Annotated in this window: 32 protein-coding genes and 3 pseudogenes; 29 read left to right on the forward strand and 6 right to left on the reverse strand. The window is 46.6% G+C overall.

Annotated features, from left to right (window positions below; translation table 11 throughout):
* Window positions 1-21: 21 nt before the first annotated feature.
* A pseudogene (locus tag AHMF7605_RS31250) lies at window positions 22-2,931 on the reverse strand (chemotaxis protein CheB).
* 72 nt (window positions 2,932-3,003) lie between these two features.
* Window positions 3,004-4,028, reverse strand: a pseudogene (locus AHMF7605_RS29265) (chemotaxis protein CheB).
* 295 nt (window positions 4,029-4,323) lie between these two features.
* Here AHMF7605_RS29265 and AHMF7605_RS29270 point away from each other — a divergent pair.
* Window positions 4,324-4,533, forward strand: coding sequence for a hypothetical protein (locus AHMF7605_RS29270; protein ID WP_146153700.1), 210 nt, complete (start codon window positions 4,324-4,326; stop codon window positions 4,531-4,533).
* Between the two features lie 27 nt (window positions 4,534-4,560).
* Here AHMF7605_RS29270 and AHMF7605_RS30040 read toward each other — a convergent pair whose 3' ends face one another.
* Complete coding sequence (locus AHMF7605_RS30040) at window positions 4,561-4,722, reverse strand: hypothetical protein (RefSeq protein ID WP_158267656.1); 162 nt, start codon at window positions 4,720-4,722, stop codon at window positions 4,561-4,563.
* A 510-nt stretch (window positions 4,723-5,232) separates the two neighbouring features.
* On the opposite strand from AHMF7605_RS30040, the gene AHMF7605_RS29280 reads away from it, so the two are divergent.
* The 6 genes from AHMF7605_RS29280 to AHMF7605_RS29305 all read left to right on the forward strand — a co-directional run bounded on the left by AHMF7605_RS29280 (window position 5,233) and on the right by AHMF7605_RS29305 (window position 8,589).
* Window positions 5,233-5,451, forward strand: a complete 219-nt coding sequence (locus AHMF7605_RS29280) for a hypothetical protein (protein ID WP_106933673.1) — start codon at window positions 5,233-5,235, stop codon at window positions 5,449-5,451.
* Window positions 5,452-5,511: 60 nt separating this feature from the next.
* Complete coding sequence (locus tag AHMF7605_RS29285) at window positions 5,512-5,922, forward strand: BLUF domain-containing protein (RefSeq protein WP_158267657.1); 411 nt, start codon at window positions 5,512-5,514, stop codon at window positions 5,920-5,922.
* A gap of 121 nt (window positions 5,923-6,043) precedes the next feature.
* Window positions 6,044-6,340 carry a hypothetical protein gene (locus tag AHMF7605_RS29290; RefSeq protein WP_106933675.1) on the forward strand — a complete coding sequence of 99 codons (297 nt, stop codon included), beginning with the start codon at window positions 6,044-6,046 and terminating at the stop codon, window positions 6,338-6,340.
* A 20-nt stretch (window positions 6,341-6,360) separates the two neighbouring features.
* On the forward strand, window positions 6,361-6,846 hold the full coding sequence (locus tag AHMF7605_RS29295; protein ID WP_106933676.1) for a hypothetical protein: 486 nt from the start codon (window positions 6,361-6,363) through the stop codon (window positions 6,844-6,846).
* Window positions 6,847-8,053: 1,207 nt separating this feature from the next.
* Entirely contained in the window at window positions 8,054-8,299 is a 246-nt protein-coding gene (locus AHMF7605_RS29300) for a hypothetical protein (protein WP_106933678.1), read from the forward strand.
* Window positions 8,300-8,370: 71 nt separating this feature from the next.
* Window positions 8,371-8,589, forward strand: a complete 219-nt coding sequence (locus AHMF7605_RS29305) for a hypothetical protein (RefSeq protein WP_106933803.1) — start codon at window positions 8,371-8,373, stop codon at window positions 8,587-8,589.
* Window positions 8,590-9,030: 441 nt separating this feature from the next.
* Here the strand turns inward: AHMF7605_RS29305 and AHMF7605_RS29310 are convergent, their stop codons facing one another.
* Window positions 9,031-9,384 carry an MliC family protein gene (locus AHMF7605_RS29310; RefSeq protein WP_158267658.1) on the reverse strand — a complete coding sequence of 118 codons (354 nt, stop codon included), beginning with the start codon at window positions 9,382-9,384 and terminating at the stop codon, window positions 9,031-9,033.
* Between the two features lie 108 nt (window positions 9,385-9,492).
* Between AHMF7605_RS29310 and AHMF7605_RS29315 the strand changes: the two genes are divergently transcribed.
* From AHMF7605_RS29315 to AHMF7605_RS29390, 22 genes and pseudogenes are all read left to right on the forward strand, one after another.
* Complete coding sequence (locus AHMF7605_RS29315; protein WP_106933804.1) at window positions 9,493-9,762, forward strand: two-component regulator propeller domain-containing protein; 270 nt, start codon at window positions 9,493-9,495, stop codon at window positions 9,760-9,762.
* A gap of 31 nt (window positions 9,763-9,793) precedes the next feature.
* Window positions 9,794-9,964 carry a hypothetical protein gene (locus AHMF7605_RS30045; protein WP_158267667.1) on the forward strand — a complete coding sequence of 57 codons (171 nt, stop codon included), beginning with the start codon at window positions 9,794-9,796 and terminating at the stop codon, window positions 9,962-9,964.
* The gene (locus AHMF7605_RS29320) at window positions 9,937-10,245 is read left to right on the forward strand and encodes a two-component regulator propeller domain-containing protein (RefSeq protein ID WP_106933805.1); all 309 of its coding nucleotides are present in this window, start codon (window positions 9,937-9,939) and stop codon (window positions 10,243-10,245) included. Before AHMF7605_RS30045 ends, AHMF7605_RS29320 begins: the two co-directional genes overlap by 28 nt.
* Window positions 10,246-10,412: 167 nt before the next feature.
* Entirely contained in the window at window positions 10,413-10,733 is a 321-nt protein-coding gene (locus AHMF7605_RS29325; protein ID WP_146153710.1) for a hypothetical protein, read from the forward strand.
* A gap of 337 nt (window positions 10,734-11,070) precedes the next feature.
* On the forward strand, window positions 11,071-11,796 hold the full coding sequence (locus AHMF7605_RS29330) for a triple tyrosine motif-containing protein (RefSeq protein WP_106933807.1): 726 nt from the start codon (window positions 11,071-11,073) through the stop codon (window positions 11,794-11,796).
* Window positions 11,797-11,800: 4 nt separating this feature from the next.
* The gene (locus AHMF7605_RS29565; protein ID WP_146153711.1) at window positions 11,801-12,085 is read left to right on the forward strand and encodes a hypothetical protein; all 285 of its coding nucleotides are present in this window, start codon (window positions 11,801-11,803) and stop codon (window positions 12,083-12,085) included.
* A 13-nt stretch (window positions 12,086-12,098) separates the two neighbouring features.
* Window positions 12,099-12,643: pseudogene (locus AHMF7605_RS31255) on the forward strand (sensor histidine kinase).
* Between the two features lie 324 nt (window positions 12,644-12,967).
* Window positions 12,968-13,288, forward strand: coding sequence for a helix-turn-helix transcriptional regulator (locus AHMF7605_RS29570; RefSeq protein ID WP_146153714.1), 321 nt, complete (start codon window positions 12,968-12,970; stop codon window positions 13,286-13,288).
* A gap of 289 nt (window positions 13,289-13,577) precedes the next feature.
* Window positions 13,578-13,721, forward strand: a complete 144-nt coding sequence (locus tag AHMF7605_RS30050; RefSeq protein ID WP_158267668.1) for a hypothetical protein — start codon at window positions 13,578-13,580, stop codon at window positions 13,719-13,721.
* Window positions 13,709-14,023 (forward strand): hypothetical protein, encoded by a 315-nt coding sequence (locus AHMF7605_RS29575; RefSeq protein ID WP_146153715.1) that lies wholly within the window; start codon window positions 13,709-13,711, stop codon window positions 14,021-14,023. The genes AHMF7605_RS30050 and AHMF7605_RS29575 overlap by 13 nt, the downstream gene beginning before the upstream one ends.
* Window positions 14,024-14,125: 102 nt before the next feature.
* Window positions 14,126-14,347 (forward strand): hypothetical protein, encoded by a 222-nt coding sequence (locus AHMF7605_RS29350; RefSeq protein WP_106933811.1) that lies wholly within the window; start codon window positions 14,126-14,128, stop codon window positions 14,345-14,347.
* Window positions 14,348-14,828: 481 nt separating this feature from the next.
* Window positions 14,829-15,191 (forward strand): IPT/TIG domain-containing protein, encoded by a 363-nt coding sequence (locus AHMF7605_RS29355; RefSeq protein ID WP_106933812.1) that lies wholly within the window; start codon window positions 14,829-14,831, stop codon window positions 15,189-15,191.
* On the forward strand, window positions 15,192-15,320 hold the full coding sequence (locus AHMF7605_RS30890; protein ID WP_262512398.1) for a hypothetical protein: 129 nt from the start codon (window positions 15,192-15,194) through the stop codon (window positions 15,318-15,320).
* A 209-nt stretch (window positions 15,321-15,529) separates the two neighbouring features.
* Window positions 15,530-15,724, forward strand: coding sequence for a hypothetical protein (locus AHMF7605_RS29360; protein WP_106933813.1), 195 nt, complete (start codon window positions 15,530-15,532; stop codon window positions 15,722-15,724).
* Complete coding sequence (locus tag AHMF7605_RS29365; protein ID WP_106933814.1) at window positions 15,717-16,079, forward strand: T9SS type A sorting domain-containing protein; 363 nt, start codon at window positions 15,717-15,719, stop codon at window positions 16,077-16,079. Before AHMF7605_RS29360 ends, AHMF7605_RS29365 begins: the two co-directional genes overlap by 8 nt.
* Before the next feature lie 223 nt (window positions 16,080-16,302).
* A complete protein-coding gene (locus tag AHMF7605_RS29580) occupies window positions 16,303-16,554 on the forward strand; it encodes a hypothetical protein (RefSeq protein WP_146153716.1) in 252 nt (83 codons plus the stop codon).
* A gap of 186 nt (window positions 16,555-16,740) precedes the next feature.
* Complete coding sequence (locus AHMF7605_RS29370; protein WP_106933815.1) at window positions 16,741-17,205, forward strand: hypothetical protein; 465 nt, start codon at window positions 16,741-16,743, stop codon at window positions 17,203-17,205.
* Between the two features lie 14 nt (window positions 17,206-17,219).
* Window positions 17,220-17,546 carry a DUF418 domain-containing protein gene (locus tag AHMF7605_RS29375; RefSeq protein WP_106933816.1) on the forward strand — a complete coding sequence of 109 codons (327 nt, stop codon included), beginning with the start codon at window positions 17,220-17,222 and terminating at the stop codon, window positions 17,544-17,546.
* Between the two features lie 368 nt (window positions 17,547-17,914).
* Entirely contained in the window at window positions 17,915-18,382 is a 468-nt protein-coding gene (locus AHMF7605_RS30055) for a cupin domain-containing protein (protein WP_146153701.1), read from the forward strand.
* A gap of 93 nt (window positions 18,383-18,475) precedes the next feature.
* The gene (locus AHMF7605_RS29385) at window positions 18,476-19,045 is read left to right on the forward strand and encodes a DUF2306 domain-containing protein (protein WP_199200384.1); all 570 of its coding nucleotides are present in this window, start codon (window positions 18,476-18,478) and stop codon (window positions 19,043-19,045) included.
* Between the two features lie 7 nt (window positions 19,046-19,052).
* The gene (locus AHMF7605_RS30340; protein WP_199200385.1) at window positions 19,053-19,253 is read left to right on the forward strand and encodes a hypothetical protein; all 201 of its coding nucleotides are present in this window, start codon (window positions 19,053-19,055) and stop codon (window positions 19,251-19,253) included.
* An 81-nt stretch (window positions 19,254-19,334) separates the two neighbouring features.
* On the forward strand, window positions 19,335-19,850 hold the full coding sequence (locus tag AHMF7605_RS29390; protein ID WP_106933686.1) for an SgcJ/EcaC family oxidoreductase: 516 nt from the start codon (window positions 19,335-19,337) through the stop codon (window positions 19,848-19,850).
* An 86-nt stretch (window positions 19,851-19,936) separates the two neighbouring features.
* Here the strand turns inward: AHMF7605_RS29390 and AHMF7605_RS29395 are convergent, their stop codons facing one another.
* Window positions 19,937-20,257, reverse strand: a complete 321-nt coding sequence (locus AHMF7605_RS29395) for an integrase core domain-containing protein (protein ID WP_106933817.1) — start codon at window positions 20,255-20,257, stop codon at window positions 19,937-19,939.
* A 6-nt stretch (window positions 20,258-20,263) separates the two neighbouring features.
* Window positions 20,264-20,407, reverse strand: a complete 144-nt coding sequence (locus tag AHMF7605_RS30060) for a hypothetical protein (RefSeq protein WP_158267670.1) — start codon at window positions 20,405-20,407, stop codon at window positions 20,264-20,266.
* Between the last annotated feature and the right edge of the window lie 134 nt (window positions 20,408-20,541).

Below are 20,541 nucleotides of genomic sequence, written 5' to 3' on the forward strand. Positions count from 1 at the left end.
CTTCCACTTGCTTCTGCTCCGTCAGGTCCCGCATAATCTTTACGAAGCCAATGGTGTTATCCTGTTCATCCCGCAACGGCCGGGTAATACCCGAAGCCCAGAACCGGGAACCATCTTGGCGCCGGTGCCAGCGCTCATCCTCCGCCCGTCCTTCTTTCTCCGCCGTCTGTGTTTCCCATTCCGGCGCTTTGTTTTCGCGGTCTTCCGGTACAAAAATAAGGTCGCCTGATTTTCCTATAATCTCCGCTTCGGTATAACCCAGCAGTATTTGGGCCCCACTACTCCAACTAACTACCCGTCTCTGCGTATCGAGAGAAAGGATAGCGTAGTCCTTCGCACTCTCTATTATCAACCGTAAGCGTTGTTCCGACTGCAACAACGCTTTCTCGGCCTGTTTGCGGAGGGTTACATCAAAAAAGGTGATCACAATGCCGTTAATCCGGTCCTCAGTGGTACGGTAGGGTAATATCCGCATCATGAAAGCCCGTTGGTCCGTGGTGGTTACTTCCCGTTCCAGAAGGGTGAGCTTCTCCAGGACGGTTTCCACGTCCGCTAGTAAATGGTCATAATCCAGGCGGTGGGTAATATCCGAAATAGGTCGGCCGTAGTCCGAGGGGATTAAATTAAAAATTTGCCGCGCCGCTGGGGTGTATAACCTCGTGCAGAAAGCACGGTCCAGGAAAATGGTAGCGACTTCGGTCGAATTAATCAAATTTTGTAAATTGTTACTGGTAATAACGGTTTCCTCAATTTTTACCTTGAGTTCCTGGTTTACCGTGCGCAGCTCTTCGTTAATCGATTGCAATTCTTCCTTACTGGTTTCCAGCTCTTCCGCGGCCGAGCGCAACTCTTCGTTTATGGCCTGCAATTCCTCGTTCGAGGCTTTTAACTCCTCGGCCTGGTATTCGTACTGTTCCGCTGAAAGTCTTAACTGAGCTTTTATCTGGATCAGCTCTTCTTCCAGTTGCCGGGCGATGGGCTCCTCGACAGTTGTAATTACTTTTTCATTGCTTGTTTCCTGCTCCGGTTCATTTGATTCAAAAATTACCAGGACGAACCCTTTCGCCGGATCGCCTTCTTTGGTAACCGGTTTTACCTGAATGTTTACCGACTGGCGTTCCCCATGCTGACCCCAGACTATATTGCGAACTTCCAGGACGGTTTGGCGTTGTATGGCTTGGTAAAGGATCGAGCGAAGTTCCATGCGTAACTCGGGCCGGATTAGCTGGAGCAGGTTCTTAGTGGGCTCGCCGCCGGATAATTCCAGAAACCGGCCTACTTTCTCGGACATATGCAGGATCTCGTAATCTTCATTTACCACCAACGAGGGCGGTGCGTATTGCTCGAGCAGTTTCTGATGCAACTCCCCGAAAGAAATGCGGCCGGTTGGAGAGCTTTCCGGCTCCTTCGCCTTGCGGATCATTAATGGCGGGGGTATTAAGTTAGGAACCGATTCGGGCACGGGGTATTTGCGCAAGGCCACTTGCCGGGACCGGAAGATCCGATTCTCCCGGCTTACCGTAGCGTACAGATCGCTGGCGCCATCCACGGATTCGGCCGAACCCAGGAACAGGTAACCACCCGGTTTTAAAGCAAAATGAAACGTTTCCATGACCCGTTCCTGGGCCGTGCTATTCAAGTAAATCAGTACGTTGCGGCAGGTTACCAAGTCCAGGCGCGAAAAAGACGGATCTTTTAAAAAATTGTGCTGGGCAAAAAGAATCATTTCCCGGATCTCGCGGATGACGCGGTAGTGATCCCCTTCTTTGGTAAAAAAGCGCTTCAGCCGTTCGGCGGAAACATCGGCAGCATCGTTGAGCGTGTAAATACCTTCACGAGCGGTGCCAATAGCGGCCGCATCTAGGTCCGTGGCAAATATTTGTACTTTCGGCGCATCTACTACATCTAGGGTTCTTTCCGCCACCAGCATGGCCAACGAATAAGCTTCTTCCCCGTGGCACAACCGGCTACCCATATTCTTATCTCGTCTTCCGATCTTTTATCTTGAAAGATGACCGGTAAAATATCTTGTTCCAGGGCGGCAAAAGGCTTTTTATCCCGGAAGAAATTAGTAACTGAAATTAAAAGGTCTTTTAGTAAAGCCTGGCTTTCCTCGATATTCTGCTGCAAAAAAGCGGCGTAACTCGGCAGGTCGGGCAGGTCTCGCACGTTAATGCGGCGTTCAATCCGGCGCAGCAAGGTTGCCCGCTTGTAATTAGAAAAGTCATGACCGGTGCGCAAGCGCAATTGGGCAAATATTTCGCGCAAAGCCTGTTGGTGTTGCTCCGGCCGCTGCTCCGCGACTAGGGCAATTTCCACGGTGCCCAGACTATCCCGGTAGGCCACGATGCGAGCCGGGATTTCGGCCACCGGCAGCACGTCATCAATCAGCTCAGTAGCAATGGCGTTGCGGGGCATTTCGTTAAATTCGGCCTCGCGGGGGTTTTGTACATAAGCCGCCCCGCCCCTTTCTTTTACCCGTTTTAAGCCCATGGAGCCGTTGGCTCCGGTGCCGGATAAAATAACACTCACCGCTCGGGGGCCGTGCGAATCAGCCAGGTTCCGGAAAAATATATCCACCGGCGCCCGCCTTTCTTCCAGGTGCAGGTTAACCGATGGCGCAATGAAGCCCTCTTCTATAATCAGGTGCTGATTGGGAGGCACCACGTAAATGTGATCCGGCTTAATTTCTACTTTTTCCCGAACCTGTGCCACCGGGATGGTGGTTACCGCCTGAAGTACCTCCGCCAGTTGGCTATCATGATCGGGGGAAAGGTGCAGAATAACCACATACGCCATCCGGGAATCTTCGGGCACGTGCGCAAAGAACTCTCGTAACGCTTGAACACCGCCCGCCGAAGCGCCTAAACCCACAATTAGAAAGTCGTGCGGCTTTTCGGTGAGAAAATCATAAAATTTATTTGATCCCATGATACCCTTTTTTACTCCCACCCGGAAGGGAGGACTTAATCTTTTAAAATTAAATCTCTTGTTCTCTCAATATTATTCGCCACTCGTTTCTGCCGCTGCTTGTTGGCGGATACTATTGGTGGTTAATTGCTCGTGGTTAAAAACCGATTGCCGGACAATTTCGGCCCGGCTTTCGGCTTCTTTGGCTTTTTTAAAATACATGGCGGCCAGTTTTGGTTGGTTTTTTTCCGCATAGTGGTCGCCCAGGTTGTTGAGCAAAATGATACTTTCCTCTACTCCCCGGATAGCACTCCATAAAGTGTCTTCAATTTTTTCGGTAATAGTGGTTAAAAGGCTATCGGCCGAATACGCGTGCCCGGTGTGGCACCGATAGCGGGCTATATCCCCATCTTTAATGGTAAATAGTACTCCATGACATTCCGGACAGGCATAAGGCGAGGGCTGGCCTACATCCAAAATACCCTTTTCCAGGGCATGGTCCTGAGAGGCGATGCGCACTTCCATCGCCGTCTTTTTTTGCTCTTCCATCCTAATTTCTTTATCTCCTTCGGTTGTTTGGGCGATTAGTTTCACCAGCAGGGCAGCCATTTCGGCAATGGGCAAACAATAATCTACTTCCACAGCCGCTAAAGCATGTTTGGGCATAGAGGACACTTGTGCCTCGGCCGGTTCCTGCACGATAGCAATACCACCCCGGCTTTTTATCGTCCATAACCCAGCCGTACCATCATCTAAGGCGCCGGACAGAATAATACCAATCACCCGAGACCCGTAGATATAGGCGGCTGAACGAAATAAAGGGTCTACCGCCGGCCGAAAACGGTTTTCTTTCGGCCCTCGCGTTATCCGGACCACGCCCTTCTCCAGCAGCAGGTGCCGGTCGGGGGCGCTACATAAATCCGGTTATTAGCGATAGGTTCGTTATCAATGGCGTTGGTGGCCAACAACGTTTTTTGGCGGTTTATTACTTGTGGTAATATGCCCGTTACATCCGGCGACATATGCCAGACGATGAAGATAGCGGCCTCCAGATCGGCGGGCAACGCGGCCGTCAGTTGCTTAATGGCCTCAAAACCGCCCGCCGAGGCACCAATCACAATAATATTTCTTTTACCCAAAATCAGAATTTTATAACCAAGCGCTAAACAAAGTCATTATTTAGTTCTCCTTAGTTCTTGTTGGTAGTCCAGCAGATGGCCTATTAGTTTTACTAAGATAAATAAAAAAGCTATTTAGGTCAAAAAGGACTATTTAAAAGTGAAAAGGTAGCTAAGCTAAACATTTTCAGAACGATAAGAAATTAAAAATACTGGTTTATACGTTCACTTTTAGGTGTTTATCGGGATAAGATTCAATGCAATTACTATTAAATTGCTAATAAAAATTTGGGTTATGGCGAGACTATTAGATTTTAATGCGGATAACCTGGTGGTTGAAAAATTAGATAAGCAGCAAGCTCAAGAGGCCCTTTTCTATCTGGATGTTTTGTTGGAACAGAGCGGAGAGCCTGAAAGCTCGATGAAGCTTTTAAACTTACAAACAAATATCTTACAGCGTCTCACAATTTTAGGCTCCGGGCAGGAAGACAGCAAACAGTTTTAAGAAGTAATGTCAAATAGAATAATTGATTTAACCCCGGGAGCTTTGACGGTCTATTTTATTTAAAGCCATTAACTTATTAATTAGATCTACTTTTAAGACGCAGTCTTGAATGACTTGATTAGTATCCGTTACGGCTGCCCGATGGTAGTCCAGGTAGAGTAGGGCGGCTTCTACCTGGATTCTGGTCATATTCTCGATGCTAATTCCTTGAAAATAACCTGGTTTGAATAGATCCATCACTCTCTAGCGTTCCTGTCCGCGTCTACAAGAATTAAAGTTACCAAGTTCCGCTTTCTCGTATTTTACCGTATTACTCGCTTACATTTACGTATTTACCTCTTTACTATAGTATTAATTCAGGAAATATAAGGCCTTTTTCTAGCTGGCTAATAGAAATAAAATAAGGGCAACCTATTCGCTAACAATTGTTTGTAAAACCAGTACTTATATTTAACCAGAATAAATACCGAGGCAAAAATAATAAAGAAGGAGATTAGTCTGAGGCAAGTGGAATCAAAAAACGCGATGTGGGAGTACTTAAATCTTTTCCCATCTTTCCGTATTTACCGCAATCACTTGATAGATATCGGGTTAACACGTAAAAACACGCGAATAACACGGAAATAACCGCTGTCCAAGAACTCTGCTTTTCGTTTACTTGTATGGCAAGGGTATGACTCCTGCTGAAAGAATAATCGGATGCTTTTTAAGCTAAACTTTGACCAGTACGTTCCGGTACAACACCAACGGACCGAGGCCTATTTCGCTTTCCTAGTCACGGAAAATCAGGACTTTGATGCGGCCGGCGACACGGAAATGTACCGCTGTTATCCGGTATTTGAGGATGGAAGAATAAATACCCAGCTTAGCTATAACTATCCGAAGAATGAACTACAAACGATTCTTTTGGTGCTCTAATAGCTTGCTGTTATCAGGTTTTATCGTGTTTCGTGTTTATTAATGCTAAGATCTCAGGTTATGCACCATATCATGTACATCAGTACGGCCCTGGTAATCGTCCAGGAAGCAGAACTCCAAGAAATGTTAATCCAATATCGCCGTAATAACCTAAGAGATGCCATCACGGGCCTGCTCTTGTACAGTGGGGAGCATTATGTCCAATTGATTGAAGGCGCCGAAGAAGATTTAAGAAGATTATTTGCCAAGATCAGTAAAGACTATCATCATACCAATCTCATCAAATTAGCCGACGGGGCTATTCGCCAGCGTTCGTTTGAGAACTGGAGTATGGGTTTCAGGAGCGTTAACGAACAGGGGCTCGCCAGCCTGCCGGGCTATCTAAATCCTACCCGCACCACCTTGCCCCACCAGCCGGAAGAATCACCGGTCCATGTGCTTCAACAATTCTTGCAGCAGGATTTGGCTTAGGGCCGCTATTAAGGGGACGGCCCGAGCCCATTTCCTACCATTTTAGAAAAGCTAACTTTGAGAGTAGCGGTTCCGGCGTTTAGTTCCCCGGGATGAGATAAAATAATAGATAGTCACTTATATGAAAGAAGTTCTGCAATATTATAACATCCGCTGGTATTGGATCCCGCTTGTTTTTACCCTATTTCTCTTAAATAGGCTAGCTCTGGCGAACTGGCCTATTCTTTCCTTGTCCCCGGTAAGTAACCAGTATCTAAGTAAGGGCGAGCTCGTTCTGGAAATCCTGCTCAAAGGTTCTTTGATGGGATGGCTGCTCTTCTTGCTGCCCAACCACTCTCCTATCTTGGTAAAAGAAAAATTAAGACGCGCTTGGCTGGCGGGTCTGGCCATTTGGTACATTTTGTTTGCGGATATTTAAACGAGGCTGATTCGGGGAAAATGAAAAAATTACGCTTGATTTATAAGCTGTTGACCGGCTTAGAGCAAGAACTACTAGGGGCCGCTCAGCAGTACAACCGGGTTAATCACCGCCTTTTTGCCGAAGCCTGTCACTTGTTAATATATCCCCGCTTTATATCCCAGGAAACAATTATCGCTAGTTACAAGGCCTCGTCTCCAGTAATACCCCAATTTACCATCCAGCTGACCGTTAATAGTTTAGAAGTAACCAGTTGTTTGATTGTGGATCCTTTATTGACGGCAGTTGTCCCGGCTATTATTGAAAGCTGGCCCCCCTTGGTCTTAACGCTGAATGTAACCCAAGATCTGGACGAGTACCAACAGCTCAATAGCCTTTACCAAAGAGTAAAGTATCATATCTGTCTCCATCACTTTACCAGGGAGACAGACCGCTTGGTAATTTTAAGTTTATCTCAGTTTCAGATTTTTACCTTATTACTTCGTAATGCTTTATTTACTGCTTGATAAACCCAAGCTTAGGTTACTATTCCCTACCGAATAGCTTTTACCAACCATCACCTTTTATCAGGCCGTCGTTTAGCAAGTTTGATAATCTATTTACCTGGTAGAGGTACCAGAACAAGGCGAAAATCAGCCAGCGGACCTGCTCCTGCGGCTAGTTCGTCCAAGTAAAACACTTACTATGTAGAAAGTGTTTGGGTACTTTTAAAGGAAAATCAAAATGACTGACACGGGTACCAGACCCTAGAATTCAACCAAGGGAACTAGCATTTTAATGGTCTTATCAGTACCCTCTTTTAACTTGGGACTTTAAGGCTTTGAGCTCCGTTTTAGCGGCTTTTAGTCGTTGCATGGCGGCTTTTCTCGCTGCCTAGTCTCTTTAAGTTCAGATTCCCGTAAATCTACTATTTCGGCCTGAGACGAAATCCGTGGATCATTATATCCCTTCCCTCTAAAAAGGGATGAGCAGCTAATCATTAGCGGAAATATTAAAATAAATATCCCGGAGGTAAGTTTTACATAATTCAAATTTGTCATCTGTATTCTCAGTAAGGAGTAAAGTCACCAAACACCTAAATGCTTGGTTTCGGTATTACACTCAGTAAAGACTAGAAAAGTAAAGTATCTTTACTGATATAAGTTTACTCCTTTAAGGATGATTGCGTTGCGAAAGCCTCTGCTACCTATTAGTACTTTTCTATATACTTAATCTGAACTCGCGCGCTTTTTACCTTAATTATAACCCCTGTTATGATTTAGCGGACAATACCAGATAAAAACAAATTCCTTCTACCAGCATCCCTCCTATATTACATCTAATCGGCCTATTCTGATAAGTTGTTTTATGATAAATGGCTTGGTACAATCTTAAAAAAACAGTCGTTTTTGAGGTACGTTGGTCAACGTATTGCCGGATTAGACAGGTCCCACCAGACGTTTTAACCAGTGATTCGCCCACCTATTTAATTCAGAACTTCACTAATCCCGAGCAAGCACTTACCTGGTTAACGGGGCAGCCCTTCCGTGCAGTAGGAAAACCTCTTGACTAAAGCAGAGGGGAGAAGAATTAAAAGCACCCGTTTTCTGAAAACTCATGGTATTAAGTTACTATATTTTTGCAAGAAATACGGATTTTAGGAGAATATAGACAACCAAATACCAATAGGGAGTAAGTATATAACAAGCACTTCAAGCTAGAAGGTAAATAGTTATGAGAACGCTCTTGCATTCGGTGGAACCCTTAACCTGGAATTTATTCCAGCCGCTGGAAACCTTAACCCAAAAGGAGTGTATTCATAACATCTTATTCCTCAAGTACCTGCTCCACAAAGAACCTAATGCCCGGGTCCGGCAGCGAATCCACTACGATCTGGATCAATTAACGGATCACCTGTTACACTTACTCGATCAAGCCGAGATGCCATTCGAGGGAGAAATCCGTCGGCCACTTTTTTGATTCTTTCCATTTGAACTGCTCGCCATGAACTTGGTTACTTTCCATCAAAAAACATAGAGCAACGAGCTGATTTGGTAAGTCAGAAAGGAATTTACTTAGCTTCCCGGCAGGATGCTCTTTATAGCTATCATTTATTTTATGTCCAAAAATTATTTGTGGAAGTAACTCAAGAAATTCCGGGCAATGACTTAGTCCTGATCCGGGGCTTTATTAATGTTTTTAGCTTATCAGCTTACCTGGACTCAATCGATATTAGCGCTCTGTACCAGGATGGAGACGGACTTTTTTAGCGGCGCTTCGTTTCCGTAGGTGCGAGAAGGAAGGTCTTTTAGAAATTTAATTTGCTTTCCAAAATGACTTCTTAATACTTGTTGAATGATCACAAAAGAGGCCACTGTACTGAGCAAAACTACTAACACCACCACCGATAAAGGGACTACTTGAAACAAGACCATACTCTAGCGTACGGGGTCCTATTATAAAAGTCACTGATAGTCAATAATTTATTTTACGTTTTATTATCTAACGTGCCAAACCAAACACTATAAGATCAGGGAGAAAGAACAAGTATTGGCTTATAAGTTAATTTATGTAAAATGACTTAAATACAATCTCAGAAAAATGGTCGTTTCGCGAGATGTATTTTCAATTTAACCTACCTCAAACAACGTTAACCGTATTGTGTCGTCCTGAAAAATTTGATCATTTAATTACATTACATAGAAGGCGATCTACTTTTGCTTACCTGAATTTGCTGAGACTTTAAATATAGTTACTCCGTCTTTTTGCAGCGTAGAATTACCCTGCCAGTCGGTATAAGTGTACTGGTCATTGGTATATTTTATTCCCGAACCGGTGGGCTGTCCTACTAAGGTAATGGTTTCCCCTTGGTAGAGAATGACCATGGTATTAACGGCATTGTTAAAGGTATAAGGTAGCTCCTCCCCAGTAGCAGATTTTAGTACTCCTTTTATAACTTGCGATGGAGCGGCCTTCCCAGCTTGTTGTGGGGAAGGAGTCGTACAACCAGATAAATAGGTTAAAAATATAGCCAGGAAACTCACTTGACTTATTATCTTTTTCATATACAACTCATTTCCCAAACATCTAACAAAGTTAATCATATTTGCTTTTTATTATTTCGGGTATAACTTATTCGCGCAATTATTAGTCTTAGAGTAAGCTATTAAGTTATGCGTCCGGAATTAAAATGGTTGCTGCTTTTACTGGGGCTAAACTTATGGGGACTATCCACTTGGGCGCAGTTGAGTAGTCTACCTCCGCCCGAATTAATTACCGACCGGCAAGGCTTACCCCAAGGCTTTGTGCCCGGCATCGTGCAAGACCCGCAAGGATTTATCTGGATGGCTACCCGCGATGGCCTGTGTCGCTATGATGGCAACCGGTTTAAAGTTTTCCGCCCAAAGTTGGACACAAGACCTTCCTCCTGGTTTCTGATTTAAGATTCTTGCAACTGGATCCGCAAGGAAACATTTGGATTATTCGGAGCAAGGTGGTATTGCCTTCTTTGATCCCCGCACCGAAGCCTTTACTGATTACTCTCCGCAAATTTTTGGTCAGCAACCCTTCGATGAATTAATAGTGCAACATGCGTACCCAGACCGGCAGAACCGGTTATGGCTGGCCTTTTACGGAAAGGGTTAATTTGCTTTCATATCCGTACTAGGCAAGTGCAATGGTTTCGGCATCAACCGGAAAACCCAAACTCCCTGGCAAGCAACTGGGTACGCAATATACTGCAAGATACGCAGGGCACTATCTGGATAGCCACCAGTGCAGGGTTAGACCAATTTCAGGAGCAATCCGGGCGTTTTATTCATTATAAGCCGGAATCAGCTACGCCGCTAACGCTTCCGGAAACTGATCTTTATACCCTCTATCAGCGACCAACGGGCGAAATCCTGATCGGTTCGGCAAGTTTATAACCAAATTTAATCCCAGTAGTGGCCAGGTACGGTCCTACCGCTTGCCTGCTGCTGGGAGACTCAGTTTGGAATGCGCTTTGCGACCGATAGCAAAGCGTAATATATTTTAGTCAGCATGACCGGTTATTTCGCTTTACCGACGATGCTGGTCCCCAGTTATTGACCGATTGACCTTACAAACTGGGAATTGCGCGAGCCTGTTGATTGACCGTTCCGATGTTTTATGGCTAGGTACTGATGGATCGGGCGTACGAAAGTATGACCTGCGGGCAGATGGCTTCCAAACAGCCCGCTACCAGGTTAATTTTCAGACGGATTTATTGACCCAGTGGTTGGGCGTTCCCAGCTCGCTGGTAGTACCGAACGTGCAACATAATAATCCCTATCAATTCCGGTACACCTATGATAAGATGGGATCTCTCTGGATAAACGTTGGCAGTTCTGATTTCTATCATATTAATCTAAACACCCGACAACCGAAAAAATAAATTTTCCAGTTTCCTTTAAGGAAGCCATCAGTCCAATGGCCACCGATGGCAAAGGGGAGGTCTGGTTGCTACATGAGTACAACTCTGGAACTATGATCCTGGACAGCAGCAGTGGGTTCTCTCACCCTATCGTCTAGATAAGAAGAGCACTACGAGATTCTCCAGATGGTGGTGGATGAACAGGCCTTCTGGTTAGCCAGCAGATCCCGCGGGTTATTCCGGCTCGATCGCCAAACGGGACAATTGCATCAGTATGCCTACGAGCCGGATAACCTCACCAGCTTGAGTAATAATGCTTTGTTTGTTTATCCCAAGATCCTACCGATGCTAATCGCTTATGGATCGGCACCTTTGGCAGTGGCTTATGTGCTTTGATAAACGCTCTGGTCAGTGCCGACGGATTACCGAGCAGGATGGCTTACCCAATAACGTCATTTATTCGGCTTTGCCCGATGAGCAGGGATATCTATGGCTGGGAACCAATAAAGGGCTTTGCCGCCTGAACCGGAAAACTTTTCAAATGCAGGTCTATACCACCGAAGATGGACTACTGACCAATGAATTTAACCGGTTTCACTACCTGCAGTTGCCTGCTACCGGCCAGATTATCATGGCCGGAGTAGAAGGATTCACGGTTTTCCAACCCTCCCAGTTGCAAGATGATAGCTTTAAACCCAAAGTAGAGCTAACCGAATTACAAATAAACAACCGGGTGGTGGAACCAAGAAAAGATTCCCTCCTGAATCGTCCTATTCATGCGTTGAAGGAGCTTATCTTACCCTATAATCAGAATTTTATCACGGCTAGTTTTGCGGCTTTGCAATATAACCGTCCCGGTAAAAACCAATATCGTTACCAACTAATAGGAATTGATAATGGGTGGGTGAAAAGCCGTGAGCCACAGGCCGTTTATACCGCTTTGCCACCGGGTGAATATTCATTACGGGTAAATGCTTCCAACACTTCCGGACATTGGAGCCCCTACGTACGCCAACTGGCTGTTATCATCAACCCGCCTGGTGGCGCACCTGGTGGGCCTATCTCTTATACGGATTTTGGTTAGTGGCATGATCTGGTACGGCTTTCGATTGTACATTAACCGCTTGCGCTTGCAGCAGGCCATTACCTTGCGGCAACAGGAAGCCCGGCAATTACGCGCCCTGGATGAGCTGAAGTCCCGCTTTTTCACCAATATCACCACGATTTCCGGACCCTTTAACGCTGATTCTCTCGCCCATACCGGGCTTATTGCAGTACCTGGCCGGAACGCCGTACCAAAAAACACTGGCAACGATGGAGCGGAATGCCGGGCAGTTACTGGGGTTAATCAACCAGGTGCTGGACTTTTCTAAACTGGATGCCCAAATGCTCACGGTGCAGGAGTCACGGGGTAACCTGACCGAATTTGTAGCGCAAACGGTGCAGATATTCCAAGAAGAAGCCAACGCTAAATCTATTGGATTAATCTACCAAAGCGAGGCCACGGGAGATTACTGGTTTGATGCCGGCAAATTAGAGCGCATTCTCTCCAATTTAGTGGCCAATGCTTTAAAGTTTACTCCCACTGATGGACAAATAACGGTTTCCCTCCAAGTGACCGATAGGGTACTTTTAACGGTGGCGGATACGGGTAGGGGATACCAGCAGAAAAGCTCCCGTCTATATTTGAGCGGTTTTTCCAGGTAAACGGCGATCAAGCGGATAATTCCTCTAAAGGCACGGGAATTGGACTATCCTTAGTGAAAGAACTAGTGGAGCTCCAGCGCGGCAGATTACCGTGGAAAGTGAGCCCGGAAAAGGAACGGAGTTCCGGGTTGGCTGCCGCTCCAACCGGCAGCGGAATCAGTACCCGAAAAGGAGGGCGTACTCTTGCCCTCCGACAATGGGCTTACCGCTGTCGTCCAAGCTAGTAACGAGGAACCGCCGCTCATTTACTGGTAGAAGACAATCCGGAGCTAGCCGATTTTATCCAAGACAGCCTGCCCCAACAGTACCGCATTAGTCGGACTACGAACGGAGCGGAAGGACTCGAGCAAGCCTTCGCCGAGTTACCGATGTGGTAATCAGTGACGTGATGATGCCGGTGATGGATGGCTATACTTTCTGTCACCAACTCAAGACGATGAACGCACCAGTCATATTCCGGTTATTCTGCTGACGGCGAAAGCGGCTTTAGACAGCCGCCTGGAAGGACTAACCCATGGGGCCGACGATACCTGACCAAGCCCTTCCACGTGCCGGAGCTAAACTTACGCATTCATAACCTGCTCGAACGGCAGCGCCGCTACCGGCAATACCTGCAGCAAGAATTAATTCTTCCCACCAATACATCAGATAGCTCCCTGCTCCTCTGGATCCTTTTCTGGCGAAACTCTACCGGTAATAGAAGCCAGGCTGGACGATACTTCTTTGGGGTAGAACAATTGGCCGAGCAACTCCACCTGAGTCGGTCACACCTACACCGCAAGCTCAAAGTGCTGGTGGGATTGCCCCCGGGGATGTTATCCGCAACTACCGCCTTCAGCGGGCTACCCATTATTTGCGGGAAGGACTGAACAGTTCCGAACGGCTTATCGGGTAGGATTCGACAGCCCACTTATTTTGCTAAATGCTTCCGGGAAGTTTACCAAATGAGCCCCGGTGAATTTGCCCGCCGAAGCTAAAATCCACTCAAAAAAGCACTAAAATCTACTCCGTGCAACCTCCGTTACCACATTGGTGACGTGGTTACTGCCTTTTTATGCCCAGCTGCAACCTTGTAGCGTTCCTTTTTTCATCTTTAAAACCAATTTGTATGTGCCTTTTTTACAACCGAATGCTTCCTGTGTAATAAAAGCGACAGGAATGAAGCCTCAATCTTTCCGACAACCAATGCTTCCCTCCGGCCCTACTTGCCGGCCTGGCTCAGCCCAGGCTATTGTTGCTGCTCTTATTCCTCTGCCTACCGCTCACCAGTCTATGGGCCCAGCCCGCGATTGCCTGGGATAAAACCTTCGGCGGCAGTAGTAGTGATAATCTTCGATCCCTGCAGCATACCCGTGATGGGGATATATTCTGGGTGCAGGTCCAGGTCCGAAATGGGTGGCGATAAAACCGAAGCGGGCATAGGCGACATGGATTACTGGGTGGTGAAGTTAAAGGCCGATGGCACTAAAGAATGGGATAAAACCATTGGCAGCAGTGGATTGATGATCTTCGATCCCTGCAGCAGACGAGTGACGGCGGCTATATTCTGGGCGGTATTTCCTTTTCCGGGCCTAGCGGCGATAAAACCGAAGTTTGAAAGGTAACTATGATTACTGGGTGGTGAAGCTAAAGGCCGATGGCACCATTGCCTGGGATAAACCATTGGCGGCAGTGGATTTGATGATTTTCGATCCTGCAACAGACGAGTGACGGCGGCTATATTCTGGGCGGCAGTTCCGATTCCGAGCCTAGCGGCGATAAAACCCAAGCTTCGAAAGGCTCCGCGATTACTGGGTGGTGAAGTTAAAGGCGATGGCACTAAAGAATGGGATAAAACCATTGGCAGCAGTGGATTTGATGATTTTCGATCCCTGCAGCAGACGAGTGACGGCGGCTATATTCTGGCGGTATTTCCTTTTCCAGCCTAGCGGCGATAAAACCGAAGTTTCGAAAGGTAACTATGATTACTGGGTGTGAAGCTAAGCCGATGGCACCATTGCCTGGGATAAAACCATCGGCGGCAGTGGATTTGATGGATTAGAATCTCTACAACAGACGAGTGATGGCGGCTATATTCTGGGCGGCAGGTCCTCTTCCGAGGCTAGTGGCGATAAAACCGAAGTTTCGAAAGGTAACTATGATTACTGGTGGTGAAGCTAAAGCGATGGCACTAAAGAATGGATAAAACCATTGCAGCAGTGGATTTGATGATTTTCGATCCCTGCAACAGACGAGTGACGGCGGCTATATTCTGGCGGCAGTTCCGATTCCGAGCCTAGCGGCGATAAACCCAAGCTTCGAAAGTAACTATGATTACTGGGTAGTGAAGCTAAAGCCGATGGCACCAAAGAATGGGATAAAACCATCGGCGGCAGTGATGAAGATATTTTATTTGACCTGCAGCAGACGATGACGGCGGCTATATTCTGGGCGGCAGTTCCTCTTCCGAGGCTAGTGGCGATAAAACCCAAGCTTCGAAAGCAGCGAGGATTACTGGGTAGTAAAGCTGACGAGCAAAACTCCGGCCCTTACAGCATCAGTGCGGTTTCTACCATTGGCGGCCAAGTCACGCTCACCGGCCAGAATCTGAGCGCTGTTACTGCTGTAAAGGTAGGTAACAGCACTTACTCCAATTTAGAAATTAATAGCGCCGGTACCCAAATCCGCTTTAACTACCCACCGCTGTGGCAAAACCTGAAAGTAGTGGCCTGGCCGGCACCGTGGAAAGCAACGCGCTTTCTTTCTCGTACACCAACCAAACCCCAGAACTAAGTGCCATCATCGTCTCCGCAATCCACTGGCCACCAACTCAACCCTCACGGCCAACACCACGGTAAAGACGAGAATCTAAGCTCGGCCGTTTGGAATGGGGCGATGGAAGTATTCTCCGGCTACTCTTAAAGTAGCACCATCAGCGGCAGCCATAAATATACCAAGCCGGACCTATTCGCTGTTCTTACCGTCACCGATGCCTGTGGTCAAATTACTTCGGCTACGTACGAGTACGTAGTGGTTTACGAGTCGGGGCAATCACCGGTGCCGGGGGCTTTACCTCACCCAAACAGGCTTATAAAGCGGATACTAAGCTCACCGGAGCCGCCGTATTTGGCTTGTTTGCCCGCTTTAAGAAAGGCACTAGTACGCCGGAAGGCAGTACCTTGTTTGCCTTTAAAGCCGGTAAAGTAAAACTAGCTTTTTGCAGTACTGTTTACGAAACCCTCACCATTTCGGGTACCAAAGCGCGCTACACGGGTAAAGTAAAATCATGGCCAAGGCAATTACGGCTTCTTAGTTTCATTGATTGATGGCCGTCCGGATAAGTTCCGCATCAAAATCTGGAATAAAGACAAAAAGAACCAGGTAGTCTACGATAAACCTGAGCAACACGGCGGATGCGGCGGACCCAGTTACAACCATTGTAGGCTTTATTATGATTCAAACCAGCAAAGCTGCCGTGGCCCGGATGAGCTTGCCCGGCGTAGAAGTAACCCCAGAAGAGAAAACCGCACCTACTTTCCGCAACTACCCAATCCGTTCTCGGAGAAGACTACCCTGGAGTTTACGTTTGATGAAGATGAGGAATATACTTTAGCAATCTATGATCTAGCGGGCAAGTTGGTAGCCAACTGCCAAATGGCAAGGCTGAGGCGGGTAAGTTAAACCAGGTAGAATGCCAGCCGCTCAGCACCCCACGGCGTGTACCTGGCCCGGCTGAGTACGGGTAAAGCGGTGCAACATCTGAAGTTAGTGATTCAGTAAAGAATACCAGGCCGTAGGCAAAACGCGCTACGGCCCGCTTTATTTTTCAGTTGCTATTTACCTCTCATAAACAGAATGGAAGGATGCTGTTCGGTACAGTATCCTTCTTCATAATACTAAAAGCATGACACCCTCTATTTTGCAGACGACATCCGTATCAAGTACTGGATTTTATCCGCGGCTTTGCTCTCTTGGGAATTCTGCCATCAATATTCAAACCTACTCCTTGTTTGCCTTTCTGCGGCCCGAACAGGTGTATGCATTTGGCTTAGACCAACCCGAAACCTATGCCCCACCCAGTTTTTCATTCACCTTTTTTTTAAAGGGCAATTCTATACCCTCTACAGTTTCTTGTTTGGCCTGGGGTTTTACCTGATGGGGCAAAAGAATCAGCAGGCGGCCGGGATGCCAACCGCTTATTTAAACGCCGCTTGTGGGGGCTGCTCTTACTGGGAGTGATACACGCTTTTATCTTTTGGTTTGGCGATATTCTGCATAAGTACGCTTTGCTGGGTTTTACCCTAATCTACTTTAACCAGAAATCGGTATTTACCCTTCTAAAATGGGTGATGGGACTAGCCCTTTTGGTTATTCTTTGCCAAACGGTAAATACATTGTTTTTTCCTGCTACTCCCAGCAACTAGCCCGAAATCAACAAGAATTTGACGCCGTGATTAGCCAGGTAATTACAACTTGGCAACATGGTTCTCTGTTGCAAGTAATGAGCCTGCAAAAGTTAGGCGTACTGATGCTGCATTTAAAAGCCGTCCAGCAGGGCCTGGCCTCTTATGCCCACTACCTGATCATGTTCTTGCTTGGGCTCATGGCGGGTAAACTACACCTGTTTCAGCACCTGGCTCGCTTTAAGCTTTCTTTACTGCGAATAGCTTTAGTGTTTCCTTTGGCCGTAGTGCTTAAAGCTCTTTCCGGCTTGCCTCTCTTCGGGATCCATTTACTCCCGTCCCACCAGCTCGCTGCTGAAAAGCTACTTTTCTCCTGGCCGAATTTATTGGTACGCCTTTGCTGACCCTCGTCCTTTTAATGGAACTCACGCTTTGCTGGCCGCACCTACCTGCCCGGTTCGTGGGCTGGATAGCGAATACGGGGCGGATGGGACTGACCAATTACCTGCTGCAAACCCTGCTTTGTATGGTTCTTTTTACGGGTACGCGGGGGGCTTGCCGGAAGGTAACGTTACTTGAAACTTTAGGCATTGTGCTGCTGCTTTATGGGTTTCAGGTGGGGTATAGTAACGTGTGGTTGCGATACCATTCCATGGGACCAATGGAAAAGCTTTGGCGGCGCTGGACCTACGGTCAGCTACAAGCGACCAAAATCAAACGGGTTAAAGCTCCGGCGGCTAGATAGTAGCATTCCGCAACACTTTTCAGTAATTTTATTTTCCTATAATAAATTTTCCTATAATAAGATGAGACGAATCATTGTCAACCCCTGCCTGAAAGAATCCATCATTTTTGTGCAAACCGCCGCGGAAACCAATGGGCGGTTACGGAACTCATTATTACTTTACAACCGGGTGGCGGCAATCCTTTACATTATCATACCTCCTATACCGAGACCTTTACGGCTTTAGAAGGAGAGTTAGGGTTAGAGTTCAAAAACTAGTGGCGGCCCGGGCTAAAAAGAAAAGCATAGAACAACAATTTAATTACCCAATATTGCTCCTAATACATAAAGCTTCTTTTAACCCGGTAGTTAAATCAAAGTCAGATTTCATGATAGATAATAATCAACCCATACTAGTAAACGCCGGAGAAGGGAAGGAAATAAGAGTAGGTCGTTCTAAACTCTTTCTTAAGTTATTTAGTCAGGATACGGCTAATAAATTCTCTATAACCGAGTATGAATTACCCTCTGGCTTTCCGGGTCCGCCAGCGCATAAGCACCGAGTATTTGAACATGCCTGGTACGTATTAGAAGGAGAGTTAACCGTTCAGGTAGGGGATAAATTATTGGTTTTAACCACCGGCAGCTTTATTTTTATTCCTAAGAGACTCGTGCATGCTTTTGCCAATTCCAGTGAGGCACTGGTAAAAATATTGGTGATTGATACGCCAGGAGGCTTTGAAAACTATTACGATGATTTGCAAGCCGCTTTTGGGCAGGGACAAGCCATGGATCACGAAAAGATGAGAAAAATTCAGCTTCAGTATGATACCTATCCGCCGGATTATGTATTTTAAAGAAAGAATGATTAATGAAGCTGTTATGAGCAATGTAATAAGTAAACCCACCTGCCCTCCGCTAATCAGCAACCGTTAACTAAGCTCAGCATAGTGACTTTGCGTTGGTCGCCTGACTACGGTCTGGATCAGTGCCGCTCTGTTTGGTTTATATATTCTGGCTTTTTACGCGGCGGCGCTCTACGAAGGCGACACCGGTGGAACGAAGTTTTGCCGGGCTTGTATGAGCAAGGTTCCGTCACCACAACTTCCGGGATTGGCCTGCATTTCGCTACCGGAGGTATTATTCTCTTGCTGGGCAGTATTCAGCTAGTAGACAATATCCGGCTTCGTTTTCCCACCTGGCACCGGTGGATTGGCCGGATATATGTCATTTCTTCTTTGCTGGCTGCCCTAGGTGGGTTGCTATTTATTCTCCTGAAAGGCACTATTGGTGGCTTGGTAATGGACCTGGGCTTTGGCTTGTACGGCGTATTGATGTTGGTAGCAGCCATAGAAACCTACCGGCATGCCGTAGCCCTACGCTTCGAAAAACATCGGGCCTGGGCTTTACGCTTGTATGCGCTGGCGATTGGTTCGTGGTTTATACCGCATGGACTATGGTTTCTGGCTACTGTTGACCGACGGCTTGGGGCATACCCAGCAGTTCACCGGCGTCTTTGACCAGATCATGTTCTTCTTTTTCTACTTGCCCAATCTCCTGGTGGTGGAAGCTTTTATCCGCGCCCGTGATTACCAAGCTTCTTCGACGGTGAAGTTGGCGGCTTCTTTTGTTTTGCTGTTGGCCACTACTTTTCTACTAGTGGGTACCTATTATTTTACCTTGTATTATTGGGGTCCAGCAATCGTAAAGTGGCTACCCCTCTCTTAATAGAAAGCATGTCCCATTTACCAAAAGATCCCGCACCTTCTTAGCGTATTTTCCTGGAAAATAAATCATCTACCTTCTCTTATGAAAGTAAATTACGTTCTAATTGCTCTGATTTTGGCCCTAACGCTGCCCGCCGCCATCACCGAAGCCCAAGTTAATTCTTCAGATAAGGATACTATTCAAAGTATTATCCAGCAAGAAACAGAAGACTGGAACAAGGGCGATGCGAAAGGCTATTCCCGGTGTTTTGCCTCGGATGGCACTTTTACCAATATTCTGGGCATGTTCTTTACCGGGAAAGAAGAATTTGAGAAAAGGCACCAGCAAATATTTGCCGGTATCTTTCGGGGAACAGCGATGAAACAAAATATTATTTCGCTCAAGTTTGTTCGTCCGGATGTAGCCCTAGTAGAAACGCTTACCTGGACTTCCGGATTCTCCAAAGCTGGTCTTCCACCCGGCATGCATCCGGATACAAAAGGACGTCTACGGACTCGTTTATTACAGGTGATGGTAAAAGAGAAAGGCCGGTGGAAAGTTGTTAGCTATCACAATGTGGAGGTAAACCCGGAAGTACTTCTACCAGAGCCGCAATGAATCGGATAAAATCTTTAGAAAGTAGCTGTTTCAGTTTAGCCTTTATACCAATTAGAGCAGGTCGGTTCCTGAAATAGCTTTACAGGTTAGATGGTTAAAGTTCTATTTACATTATTGCTTAACTGGTTTGTATTGATAAGGTTTCTCCTTTCCTGTTTTCGCCAACGTTTTTTAAGTGGACCTTCCTGCTGGTGTGCCTGAGCAGGAGTTAAGTAATCACAGGAAGCAGGAGGGCGCAGCTGGTTATAAGCCAGGATAGACTTAGTGATTGCTGCCTTGGCTAAGTCAAAGGAGATAAAAGCCCGGCAGTTAAATTCATCTTTAAGGATGCCGTTTATTCTTTCGGCTATAGCATTTTCCCCGGGTCTCCTTGATTGGTCATACTGATGCGGATCTCCTTGGAACAAAGTAACTCAATATATTCTTGCAGCAGTACTGGATACCCGGTCCGAATGATGAATCAAGCTTTCTTTTCCCTTGGGTAAAGTCTTAACTGCCATTTGTAGAGCCGCCAATGGTCCTTTCGTCTGTAAGGTGGTATCCAGGGCCCAACCCATGATTTATGAGAATAAGCATCCGTGATCAAACTTAAATAGCTAAAATCACGCCCCGTTCTGATGTAGGTGATATCACTTACCATAGCTGATTAGGTTGGGTCGCCGTGAATTCTTTCACTAGGTTCACATACTTG

Source organism: Adhaeribacter arboris, from assembly GCF_003023845.1.
Taxonomy (GTDB): Bacteria; Bacteroidota; Bacteroidia; order Cytophagales; family Hymenobacteraceae; genus Adhaeribacter; species Adhaeribacter arboris.